Annotated in this window: 7 protein-coding genes and 1 pseudogene; 2 read left to right on the forward strand and 6 right to left on the reverse strand. The window is 38.8% G+C overall.

Annotated elements, in window-relative coordinates; all coding sequences use genetic code 11:
- A pseudogene (locus tag V7266_RS30795) lies at positions 1-122 on the forward strand (IS3 family transposase); the annotation flags it as partial.
- Positions 123-176: 54 nt separating this feature from the next.
- Positions 177-257, forward strand: a complete 81-nt coding sequence (locus tag V7266_RS30800) for an IS3 family transposase (protein ID WP_420491482.1) — start codon at positions 177-179, stop codon at positions 255-257.
- Between the two features lie 75 nt (positions 258-332).
- Here V7266_RS30800 and V7266_RS22405 read toward each other — a convergent pair whose 3' ends face one another.
- From V7266_RS22405 to V7266_RS22430, 6 genes are all read right to left on the reverse strand, one after another.
- Positions 333-1,721: an MFS transporter gene (locus V7266_RS22405; protein ID WP_335471145.1), complete on the reverse strand. Its 1,389-nt coding sequence runs from the start codon at positions 1,719-1,721 to the stop codon at positions 333-335.
- Positions 1,722-2,158: 437 nt separating this feature from the next.
- Positions 2,159-4,528 carry an alpha-L-arabinofuranosidase C-terminal domain-containing protein gene (locus tag V7266_RS22410; RefSeq protein ID WP_335471148.1) on the reverse strand — a complete coding sequence of 790 codons (2,370 nt, stop codon included), beginning with the start codon at positions 4,526-4,528 and terminating at the stop codon, positions 2,159-2,161.
- A 67-nt stretch (positions 4,529-4,595) separates the two neighbouring features.
- A complete protein-coding gene (locus V7266_RS22415; RefSeq protein WP_335471150.1) occupies positions 4,596-5,933 on the reverse strand; it encodes a glycoside hydrolase family 30 protein in 1,338 nt (445 codons plus the stop codon).
- 213 nt (positions 5,934-6,146) lie between these two features.
- Positions 6,147-8,462 carry a glycoside hydrolase family 3 C-terminal domain-containing protein gene (locus V7266_RS22420; RefSeq protein ID WP_335471152.1) on the reverse strand — a complete coding sequence of 772 codons (2,316 nt, stop codon included), beginning with the start codon at positions 8,460-8,462 and terminating at the stop codon, positions 6,147-6,149.
- Between the two features lie 18 nt (positions 8,463-8,480).
- On the reverse strand, positions 8,481-11,378 hold the full coding sequence (locus V7266_RS22425) for an alpha-L-rhamnosidase (RefSeq protein WP_335471153.1): 2,898 nt from the start codon (positions 11,376-11,378) through the stop codon (positions 8,481-8,483).
- Between the two features lie 111 nt (positions 11,379-11,489).
- Positions 11,490-12,791: a prolyl oligopeptidase family serine peptidase gene (locus V7266_RS22430; protein WP_335471155.1), complete on the reverse strand. Its 1,302-nt coding sequence runs from the start codon at positions 12,789-12,791 to the stop codon at positions 11,490-11,492.
- Positions 12,792-12,811: the final 20 nt, after the last annotated feature.

Consider the following 12,811-nt stretch of genomic DNA (forward strand, 5'->3'; position numbering starts at 1 on the left):
CTTTCAAAGAATAGAAAAAAAAAAAGGCATTACCACAAGCATGTCCCGGAAAGGCAATTGCTTGGATAATGCCGTCATTGAATCTTTCCACTCCACCATAAAGTCGGAAGAATTCTACTCTCAAGGAAGAGAGTTTCTTACAAAATTCTATTGTAATCGAAAGAGTTGAAAAATTCATCAATCATTATAATCACACACGACTTCAGGCGAAATTAAACTACATGTCCCCTATTGAGTTTAGGGAACAGGCAGCATAATTGGTGCTTTTTCGTTGTCTCATTTTAATAGGTCAGTTCACAACCCCTAGGTCTCTTTTCAATGTTAGCTTGATATTAACGTTGTGCTCTTCTTGCTTCTAATTCAGCAATAATCTCATGATGCGGCTTTTCCCATTTATAAAGAAATGCCATAATTAAAATCGATAAAATACTAAAGATGATTGGAAGCCAAATGTAGTTAAGTGTTATCATATTCAGTGCTGTTGCTGTTTGCTTTTGATTAGCAACATATCCACCAGCTGCCAGTAACCAAGCTGGGATAGCTCCGCCAAGACCTGAGCCAAATTTAATTCCGATTCCTGCAGCGGATACAATAATCCCCTGAGCACGAACACCTGATTTCCACTCCCCATAGTCCACAGTATCGGCCATTAAGGTAAATAGTAATCCTGCAGGCAATCCCATACCGATAGATCCAATGATTGTACCAGCAATAATCATTGATACATTTGCCCCAGCCATTAAGATAATTAATTGACCTACGATATTAATCACTATACCTGTATTAATTAATAGTACTTTACTAAACTTCTTAGATAAGAATGGTACTGCCAAAATACCCACGAGTGAACACATTGAAAGGGTGTTGACCGTAGAAATAATTTCTGGCTTATTGATGTTATAAGTCAAATAATAAATGCCTGCAGATACTTTCATGATATACAACATGAAGAAAACAATTCCTAATAATAATACAGCTATCCATGGGCGATTGCCTTTAATCGCTTTCAAACTTTCTTTAATAGGAAGTGACTCACCTCCAGAGACATCTTGAACACGTTCTTTCGTATTAAAGAAAGTAACAAAGAACAAGATTAATCCGATCACAGAGAATAGTGTCATCGCATAAAAGAAACCTTTTTGCTGGTTACCAGAACCAAAATAAGCAACTAATGGTAATAAAGATAAGTTAACAATTAATCCCCCGACTTGACCGCCAAACATACGAAACACATTGGCAACCGTTCTTTCCTGAACATCACTTGACATACTAGGCAGCATAGTCGTTAATGGATTATTTACGGCTGCATATAAAACATTGGCTGCAATATAAAAGACATAAGCGTAAGCAAGTTTTCCGGAAGCGCTTAAATCTGGGCCCATAAAGAGCAAGATGGCAACGATCGTAAATGGAACACTAGACCATAAAATCCAAGGCCTTGATTTCCCCCATCTCGTATTGGTTTTATCAATTAAGACCCCGAAAATAGGACTATCAATCATATCTACAAATCTAGCAACTAACATTAGGGTACCAACTGCAGCGGCCCCTAGACCATAAACATCCGTAAAGTAAAACGTTAAATACGTAGTGATAACCGTATATATTAAGTTTGAACCAGTATCTCCTAAACCATAACTTACTTTTTCTAATAAGGACATCTTTTGATTTGAGCTTGATGCGTTGTTCAGATTTTTCAAATCTTGTTCTCTTAATGCCATGAACTTTCCCTCCCTATGTAGTTAAAACGGTTTCATTTTTGATAACTTTTAAAAACTCTAAAAGAATATCATTCCATTCGTATTCAAAGTTAAACTCTCAAACTTCATTGAATAGGCTTTCATTTACTACCAAGATAACTCTTTCTAATTCCAATTAAGGAATCAATCTGTTATGATCATCCTCTTTTCGACGTTAACTATTTTTAATGTAAAGCGCTTTATTTAATTACAGTATAATTCGGCAACAAGACTGTTTATGGTATTATTCTATAAAAAATAGTATTTTTTTAAAAAAATATAGAAAATAAATAAATTTTCTGAGATTACAATAAAACAGGTAGTGAAATGTATTTTGAAGGGATATTAATTCTTACAGAAAAATCCAAACTCCTTCATAAAAAAAGGGCCAGGATTCACCTGACCTTAAGTAATAATTATTATAACGCTATTTTTAAAATCACTACACTAAAAGATGGAATTTCATAGGTATTACTATCTAACTGCAAGACAGTCTCAAAAGGAATAACCTTGTTGGGTTCTTCCATCGTATTGGTTTGGTTTGGATCGTCGGATGTTAAAACGATTTGCTTACCCACAAGTTTTTCTTTTCCGTCAATATCGATCATAGTTTCAAGATTGTGCTCAGAGGCATTAACCAATTTAACGATTACCTCATTATTCTGTTCATCTAGTGTAGAAACGGTAGTTAGGTATGGAATCTTTGCTATTTTATACTCATGTATAAGCTGATCGTCAAGATAACAATAAAGTGAATCATGCTTAACCTTTATACTCAAATGATGACCATCTGGATTAACGTTCAAAGTCTGATTTGGACTTAGCTTCACACGGGACCAGCCATTGATGTGAACTAAACGGTTTTCACCATTTGAATCAAATTCCCATAGAAAATAGTTTTGCTGCCATTCTTTTGTACTGTCTAAGAAACGAACCTTTAACCCCTGTGGCCCTATGATTGCATTCATGTCAGCGGTATAGTTTTTCCAGGAAGAATCGCCAATTCGTAACCCGTACCATTCAAGGCAAGTTGCCTGCTGTTCTTTTGTTAGGTATTCACTCCTAAATAGAGATTTTTCTTCACTAGAAATATTTATTGCCTTAATATTAGGAAGATCAATTTCTCTAAATGACATTCCACCATTAAAACTAGGGAAGCGATTTTCTGTTTCTACCTTACTTTCTAGAACGATATCTCCCCTGTTTTCAGCAAACAGCTTTTGTACATGATAAGAAGGTGTTACATAAGAATTGGTTCCATTAAAATAAATCAGGTTTGGAGTCCAGTTGGTATGTTGGACATTAGCAAATAGAGGAGCATAGGAAGACATCGTGACAATGTCTTGATTACGTTCCATTCCCGTCATAAATGCTGCTTCACTGATGGCTCCTTTAAGTTTGCCCGCTCCCTCGCCAAGGATCATGGCATATTCCCCTACATAAATCTTTGGACCATTCCGGTCATACGTATCATACATATCGTGATACATGACATAATAATCAAAGTCAGCATAAAAATGCTCATCGACGATTTCCACTGGCAATCCTTTCGTCTCTGTACCAACTTCCCAATGTGTATTCCAAATCGTGATGATTTCAGGGTATTTTGCTTTTACTGCATCATAAAATCTTTTGTATCGAACATTATACTCAGGGCCGAAATTTTCATTTCCGATTTCAATATATTTCATATTAAAGGGAGCTGGATGGCCGTTTTCAGCACGGAGTGCCCCCCATTTGCTTGTTATTGGTCCGTTCGCATATTCAATCGCATCGAGCATGTCCTGAATCCAATCATCGAGGTCTTCTAATGGGATATGTTCTCCTGGTCTTCCTTGACAGGTGAGCCCGCAGTTTACGACAAACATCAGCTCTAAGCCAAGATCCTCTGCCATTTGCAAATACTCATGGTATCCTAATCCATTCGTTGTCCGATAATTCCATAGTGTCCAGTGAGAACTTCTTTGGGTTAAATCCCCTATTGTTTTCTTCCAGCGATAGGCTGTTTCGACGGAGAATCCCTCAACAAAGCATCCTCCGGGAAATCTCAAAAATTTTGGTTCTAGATCGGCTACCCTTTTTACAAGATCTGGTCGTAAACCATTCTTTCTTTCCATAAATGTTTTTTGGGGAAATAACGAAACGAACTCAAGCCAAAAAGTTCCTTTATCGCTTGTTGAAAATGCAAGAACACTCTCAGTCTCCTCAGTAGTACTTTCTAATACGAGCTCATATTTCTGCCAATTTTCGGATGTTATTTCACAAGGGATAGAGGATAGTTTTTCTCCTTTTTTATTTTCTAGTGTTATTTCTAAATTTCCGGAGAAATTCCCGTCCTTTTTTGCATAAAAAGACAAATTATATTTTTCATCTTTTTTCAGAGGAATTCCCCAAAAACCTTCATTGTATACGGAGATTCCTTTATCCACTACATCTTCAATCTCCACCCTTAGAGAAAGGGAATTTTCACTATTTAGAGGGTCATTCTCATCTAGAGAAATGCTAGCTTTACTTTCTTGTGCATCTTTGCGTAAGTGCCAGCCAGGGATAGATCCTGGGGCTTCTTCAAACGGAGATACCCACCCAGCCGGTGAATGTAGTTCACATCCATCAACTTCACATCGGTCAGGAATGATCGTATCCTCGAAGGACCTATTTCGAATTAACTCTGCATAAATTCCTCCATCTCCGGCACGATTAATCTCTTCGAAAAATAAACCATATAGTGAAGGACTTACAGGAAATTTTTTATGGTTTATATCAATGATTACTTTTGCTGATTTATTCATTAAAATACCTCCAAATTTTCTACTCATAAAAAAGGTGACTTCGGCAATTTATACCGAAGTCAGTGGTTTACTTTAAAACAATCGTATTAAAAGATTCAGGTTTTAAATCAAATTGATAGGACTTCCCTTGAATTTCAAATACAAGTTCCCGTTCTTTTTTTAGTGGATTGTTCACGATTAAACAAATGGAATCATCCGGATTTTGGAATGCTAGTGCATGGGCAGTTAGATGACCTTTTGTTTCTAATCTTACTGCTCCATTTTTAACAAAATGAGAATGATGTTTGACCACATAAAATTCGGGATTGTATTGGAAGCTTTTCGTTTCTGGATCCACAGTAATCATCGAATTTTGTTCCCAGCCCCAGGTGCTGCGGCCTTTTGGCTCTAGAACGGCATTCCAGTATACATATCCATTTGCCCCATTAACAAAATAATGGCGGAAAAGGTTGCTGACGTATTGTGCATAATCCCATGTGTTTTTGCCGTTTCCACATTCATTTTCCGTTTGTAAGTACCGTAATTCAGGGTAACTTTCGGCAGTCCGCTGAATGGCATATTTTCCAGCCCATTGATAGCCGACACCCGAGATATACTTATAGGCTTCAGGGTCACTGAGAACAAGACCCGCATACACATCAAAATCTGATGTGGTATCTGTCATTAACTCTTGCCAAGGTTCTGGAGCATTGATCGTCCCCAGCCAGATTTCTGTATCTAGATTGTGCTTTTTAAACGCTGGTCCAAGATAATCCCGGATAAATTCCTGTAATTGTTCCCCTGTCCACTTACAAGAAGGGAATTTTTGATCAGCCATTACTTCATTCTGAACATGAATTTGATTGATTTTGATTCCTTCTTTTTCATATGCTTGAACAAACTTAACAAAATAAAGCGCATATGCCTCTAGCACTTTTTTCTCCCAACGCAGTGTTCCATAGTTATAAGCCTTCGGAAATTTTAGCCATGTTGGGGGACTCCATGGGGATGCGAAAAATTTCATATCCGGGTTTCTTTTTTGTGCCTCACGAATGTAGGGGATGAGATACTTCTGATCCCGTTCGATCGAAAAATGCTCCATCGCATAATCTTCATCAGTCTCATTATGGCTATACCATTCCAAAGCATAATCACTTGCCCCAATTGGCAGGCGGCAAAACGTAAACTGACAGTCGCCATCCGTTGCAAATAAAGAATTCAGTACTTTTGTACGGTCTTCTTCAGATAAGTGATTAAGCGCATACATACCAAGTTCATTAAAGCAGCTCCCAAAGCCCTCAACCACACGTCCTTTATTTGCTGTTATGATCAAATTACTTTGTTTATCAGAGGTTTCAATTGGTTCTTTCGTTTGCCAATATGAATCACGTGTTGTTTCAATCCATTGGATAGTCATTATATTCATTCCTTTCAAATGAATTTTTTACTTATGTAAACGTTTTATTACTTGTCAGTTTATCTCGTTTTTTTAAAGAATTATGGTATTATCTACGGAAAAATAGTATTAATTTAAAGAGAATTGTTAAAGTTGTTAGATTTTTCACCTTATTCCAAGATAACAAGCCAAACTCCTGGTTCCGTTTGGCTTGTTATAATTCCCTATTGATTTATGAGATGTTTAGTTTTGGATTGTTTGAGCCTGAAGCGCATTGTCTAATGTCTCATTCAGTTGATTGATAAGACTATTTAGCATATCTTCCGTTAATTTTTCTGGATTGAATGCAGCCATGGCACGTAACGGCATAAATCTCATCATTGCCTGGAACATTTCAAAAGCATCTGAGTCTTCCGCCATATTAGCAAATGGGCTGTCTTCATTTACCTTGGCAAGTATTTCTTGAACGATTGGAGCAAGGATTGGATTGGCCAGCAGATCACCAATGGTGGTGTTCCGATGGACTAGCTTATTAAGCGTAACAGTTGAGTTGACTTGCACGATGCCTTTTAATATGATTTCTGCTGAAGAATTCCCTACTAGCACCTCGAACTGCCCACTCTCAACATGCCAGTCTTTAAGCTCCACATTGTAATAAGCAAAAGCTCTTTTATCCAAGGTGAAACATACTTCTTTCTCTTCATCCGGTTGTAAATCAACCTTTACAAAGCCCTTTAATTCTTTCTCAGGTCGAATCACAGTACTCTCGATATCACGAACGTATAGCTGAACAATTTCCTTTCCAGCTCTCTCTCCTGTATTTTTAACTGTTACTTTCACGTCAACTGTTTCATTATCTAAAATGGATTCTTTGTTAATCAATAGATTGGAATATTCAAAGCTTGTATAACTCAAGCCATAACCGAATGGAAATAACGGTTCTATCGCTTTGGCATCGTAATAGCGGTACCCTACAAAAAGCCCTTCCTTATATTCTACCTTGTCCCCTTCCCCAGGGAAGTTAAGATAGGAAGGATTATGACGCAGTTCTTTCGGGAATGTTTCAGCCAATTTCCCACTTGGATTCTCATCGCCAAATAATAAATCAGCGATTGCGCCTCCTAGCGCCTGACCACCCAAATATCCTTCAAGGAGACCCTTTACTTTACCAAGCCAAGGCATTTCAATTGGAGCACCATTGCTTAAGACGACCACTATATTAGGCTGTACCTCTGCTACCGCTTCAATAAGAATGCGATGATTGTCAGGAATTCTTAAATGCTCTCTGTCATAACCTTCCGATTCATAACGATCTGGTAGACCAACAAATAAAACCGCAACATCCGCTTGGATCGCTTTTTCTTTTGCCTCTGCAATTAATTGATCATCAGTATGATCATTTTTTAAATGATATCCTTTGGCATAAACTACGTTGGCATTTCCTGCAGTTTTTTCTATTTCCTCACAGATATTATCCAGCTTGGTCGGCTTAATATGGGAACTTCCGCCGCCCTGATACCTTGGGTTAATAGCAAACTCACCGATAACGGCAATCGTTCCGTCCTTTTTTAACGGAAGAATACGATCATCATTCTTCAGTAAAACCATACTTTCCCTCGCTACTTCTCTAGCAAGCTGGTGGTGTTCCTCTTTATCATAAACAGCGTGTTCCTTTTTGTTATCCACTGCCTTAAAGATAATATTTAATAATCGTTCTACGGTTTTATCCAGGGTTTGTTCCGAAAGATTTCCACTCTTTACTGCTTCAACAATTTTTCTATCTCCCAATCCATTACTTGAAGGCATTTCTAAATCTAATCCGGCTTCTAACCCCTNNCCCTTTGCCCGTTCATTGACTGCACCCCAGTCTGAAACGACAAATCCATCAAAGCCCCATTCATCCTTTAAAATATCGGTTAATAAGGTTTTATTTTCTGAAGCATATTCCCCATTTACTTTGTTATAGGAACACATGACCGTCCATGGTTCAGCTTTCTTAACGGCATTCTCAAAACTAGCAAGATAGATTTCTCTTAACGTCCGTTCATCAACGATTGCATCCACTGACATACGTCGATGTTCCTGATTGTTGGCAGCAAAATGTTTAAGAGATGTACCTACTCCCTGACTTTGAACACCATTAATGTGGTTTGCCGCTAATTCCGAAGAAAGATAGGGATCCTCGGAAAAATATTCAAAATTCCTGCCACATAGTGGTGAACGTTTGATATTCGCACCTGGTCCAAGAAGAACAGCGACATCCTCAGCCTGACACTCTTCACCTAAGGCAGCGCCAACCTTATTAATAAGGGAACGATTCCATGTACTTGCAAGTCCAACAGCGGAAGGGAAACAGGTTGCTGGAACACTGTCATAAATCCCCAAATGATCGGCACTTTGCTGCTGTTTACGCAAGCCATGCGGGCCATCTGTCACCATAATGGATGGAATGCCTAATCTCTCAATTCCTTTAAGCTGCCAGAAGTTTAGCCCTGAGCAAAGACTGGCCTTTTCTTCAAGAGTCATTTGTTCAATTAATAATTTAATATCTCTTTTCATCCAAGAATTCCTCCCCTTCTATTGACGAACAAGAACTAGCTTTTGATTTAACTCTTCTAGTTTTTCTGAAGAAGCTATCGATGTGAACATCGGAAAATTTATTAATTCTTCCAAAGACCTTTCTATAAATTGGTCATTCTTAACAATGGGGTTATTTACGATGCCGGGCAGATTGTTTGTAACTATTTCTTTTGTTTCTTCATTGTTTAGAAGCTCTTTTAAGCTGCTGTTTGTGCTATAGGTTAAGATATACGATTTTGTCGGTAAATACTGAAACAAGTATGTCCCTGCAGTAATTTCACATGTAACATCCTGATTTTCTTGCTTAGCTTTTAAACCTTTAGTAACCAACAATACATCATTTACCTTGATATTTTCTAAATCAGCATCAGGCAGTACTACTTCAGCTGTTGTATTGAATGGTACGATAAAGGTAAAAGTTAAGGACCCATCCTCATTTAATTCCCAGCCGCTTTCAATATTTCCAGACGGAGAAGAGAATTTTGCCTTTGCATAAGTTAATTTGCCATATGGCTTTGGACAAAGTTTAAACCTTCTAAAACCTGGTGCCTCATCCAACGGATTGATGCCGCACATATGACGGTACATCCATTCCGCAATGGAACCATATGCATAGTGATTTAATGAGTTCATTCCTGTTCCGCTAATGCTTCCATCAGGAAGTACTGAATTCCAGCGTTCCCAGATCGTTGTCGCACCAAGTTTGACCGCATATAACCAACTAGGAAAATCATCATTTAACAATAACGTATACGCATAGTCATTGGCTCTATTCTCCGATAGAACATTACAGAAGTAAGGTGTACCGACAAAGCCCGTATTCAGATGCATTTTATCTTCACGAAGCTTCGCTTTTAAATCGGCTACTAACCTTGGCCGGAAACTTTCTGGAACCAGGTCCATATATAAAGCAACAATCATGGCTGTTTGGGTGTAAATAGCACTTCTGCCATTTGGCGTGAAATATTCTTTTCTCATTGCTTCTTTAATTTCATTCGCCAGCTCGCCATATTGTTCAGCCATATCATTGTTTCCTAAGACCTTGGCTGCTTTTGCCACCAGCTGTGCGGAATAACAATAATAGGCTGAAGCAATATAATAAGAATCTGTCCCACCCAAAGGGCTTTGCGGGTCTTTTCCATCTAATGCAAGCCAATCGCCAAAATGAAAGCCAACCTGCCAAAGTCTCTTGGCGCCAGATTCATCATCCACTTTCTTGATATAATCGACCCAGTCCTTCATTGAATCAAACTGCTGACGAAGAAGCTCTTTGTCTCCATAATACGTGTATAATGTCCACGGAATGACCGCAGCCGCATCACCCCACGCCGCTGAACCACTGCCAGAAATAAAACCGTTTCCATCTTTAGGTTTTACAACAGGTACTGTAAAAGGAACCGATCCGCCCAACCTTTTCTGTTCTTCATGTAAATCAAACATATATTTTTGGTAAAATGCCGGTGTATACATGTTGAAACAGGCAGTAGGGGCAAACACTTGTGCATCACCAGTCCACCCCATTCGTTCATCACGCTGTGGGCAGTCTGTTGGTACATCGAGAAAATTACCTTTTTGTCCCCATACAGTATTGAGGAAAAGGCGATTCACCAACGAATTTGAAGTTTCAATTTCACCTGTTAGTTCAATCTCGCTGTAAATCACACAGCCACAAAAATCATCTAAGTCAATTTCTCCTTCAAAACCAGTAAGCTTTACAAACCGAAAGCCATAATAGGTGAAATGAGGCTGAACTTCTCTTTCGCTTCCGTCAGAAATATAAACATATTCTGCTTTTGCCTCTCGCAAATTTTCGCGATAGAAGTTCCCATTTTGAAGAATTTCCCCGTATTGAAGCTGCAATCTTGTACCTTTTGGTGCCTTAGTTTTAAATCGGACCCAGCCGGTCATTACTTGACCAAAATCAAGAACTACCTCTCCGGCAGGTGTTTGCAGGAGCTCCATTGGTTTTCTTTCTTCCATGATTTTAACAGGCAAATTTCTCCTGGCTGTAAACGTTTCTGCGTTAATTTCCGTCTTCCTAACGCTAGTCCATGTGCTGTCATCAAATTCGGGCAGCGACCAGTTTTTACTTTCAAGATTTGCATCGTAGATCTCACCATCATAAATACCGCTAAATGTGATTGGTGCTGGTTTGCACTTCCAGTCTTCATCCGTAGCAATTACGGTTGTAGACCCATCCTTGAGTGTTACAACGATTTCACCAATACAAGCAAATTCACTGCCATATAATTCATGATAACCACCTTCAAAACCAAACCGGCCTTTATACCAGCCATTTCCAAGCATAAAACCAATCGCGTTTTCTCCACTCACTAATAAGTCCGTCACATCATAGGTTTGATATTGAAGCCAGAAATCATAGGCATTGTAACCTGGAGCAAAATATTCATTGCCAACTCTTTTCCCATTGATTTCTACATCATATAAACCTACTCCACAGAGATACGCTCTTGCAGATAGATAGTTCTCTGGCAAAGTGAACTTTTTGCAGATTAACGGATGGATTTCCTTATCCAATTCAGGCGAAATCCATTTTCCTTCCCAAGCTTCATCCATTTTCGCCGTTTCAAACCAGGCTGATTCACTCGTTAGTTTATCCCCGGCGTCACCCCAGACAGTTACACGCCAATAATAACGAGTTCGAGGTTTGAGTCTAATATCAGGGTGATAGGCTAAACTATCAATCTCCTGACTTTTCCCACTATCAAAAAGAATGGTCTCAAAGCCAGATTCAGCAGCAATTTCCACTCTAGCCGCCGACTGATAAATAGATAGACTTTCTCCTGATTCGGTCACCCATGAAAGACTTAATCGATCAAATTCAAATCCCAGCGGATTTACCACATGGTTTGTTTTTAAATTACGAATGATCATTTTACCCCTCCAGAGAAAAATAGAAATTTCAACACTTCATTTATGCTCTATCAATCTGCAATAAGCATTTACTTCATAAATCTTGCAGAAATTTGTTTCATAATTGCACCTTTACATATTGGAGCTATGTGTCTGGACTGTTATCTGGTTTGACTGCAACGCCAGCCATTGGAGTAGAGTTACCTCTTTTCCGTTCACTTTTACCGGAGAACCATCGTAGTCCAATACGCATTCGTCTTTGAGCATGTAGATCCAGGTACCATGGCCAAAAAACTCAAAGGGGTTGCCTTCATCATCCTTAAAAATACCTGAGGTATCTACGACCTTATCAAAATATGAAAACTGAACATTTGGAGCACCAGCTTTGAGTAGACGCTCATATGTTGGAAGCACTGTGATTTCAGGTTTTACTAGCTCATCATTTTTTGCATGTGTGAACCAGATAGGGGTATTCTTAATATCTTGTATATTTTGATCCGTAATGACCTCATCATAAAGGGCTTCGCATACAGGATAAGCAGCTGCAAAGAAACCGGGGTAATCAATAATCATGCGCATGGTCATAAACCCCCCGTTAGAACAGCCACCGATATAGATGCGATTTGTATCTATGTTTGAATGTAAATTAATAAACTCATCAATGAGCGCTTTTAGTGCCTTCACGTACATAGAATTTCCGCTCTTAGTGTACTCACCGCTGCCGTCATCCATCCACATGGTGGGTACTTGGGGAGCAAGGACATAAGCGCCACCGAACATTTTCTGTACTTTTTCGCTTGATAGATTTACAACATTATTTCCGGTATAGGCGACCGACGTGTCATATCCGCCTTCTCCTGCACCATGGAGCCAGATGATTAAGGGATGTTTATCTCTGATTATATTTGGTGAAAAATAGCCAAAACGCAGGGGCATTTCAGGATATGATGACTCCCTGTTTACCCAGCCTTTGACCTGCTCCAAGTTACCGCCGCCGAAATGATCATAGACAAGTCCTGAAATGGAATCAGTACTGGTTTGTATTTCCTCCACTTGCGTTATTCGAAAATCACAGAAAACAAATACATTATGTTCCTGTACATACGCAATTTCCGAATTCAAACGGTGGATTGCCTCACATTCTAGTTCCAGCGTGGCGTGACTGCCTATTTCAGTTTTATTCCCTTCACTGTCTGATGTATAGGCATTTGTCACACAACAATAGCCTTTTGATGGATAACGTTCTTCCGAAATCCAATCTTTTCTGAGTTGTAGCACTTCGCCCGTTTTTTTGCTACGTCTCTCGACATAAACGTTAAAAGTATCTTCCGATAATGCATCTAATTTAATAGATTGGGAAAGTGGAAGAATGATTTTTGTAATATAAGGGCCATAGTCAGTAACCTCAGTCACTGTCATATATGAACGATTCATTTTTACCTCTCCTTTTTTAA

It is taken from the genome of Neobacillus drentensis (assembly GCF_036965645.1).
GTDB lineage: Bacteria > Bacillota > Bacilli > Bacillales > Cytobacillaceae > Neobacillus > Neobacillus drentensis_D.

Bases quoted from the DNA above. Each gene is read 5' to 3' on its own strand.
- V7266_RS22405 (WP_335471145.1), bottom strand. From the start codon at position 1,721: ATGGCATTAAGAGAACAAGATTTGAAAAATCTGAACAACGCATCAAGC.
- V7266_RS22415 (WP_335471150.1), bottom strand. From the start codon at position 5,933: ATGAATATAATGACTATCCAATGGATTGAAACAACACGTGATTCATAT.
- V7266_RS22410 (WP_335471148.1), bottom strand. From the start codon at position 4,528: ATGAATAAATCAGCAAAAGTAATCATTGATATAAACCATAAAAAATTT.
- V7266_RS22425 (WP_335471153.1), bottom strand. From the start codon at position 11,378: ATGATCATTCGTAATTTAAAAACAAACCATGTGGTAAATCCGCTGGGA.
- V7266_RS22430 (WP_335471155.1), bottom strand. From the start codon at position 12,791: ATGAATCGTTCATATATGACAGTGACTGAGGTTACTGACTATGGCCCT.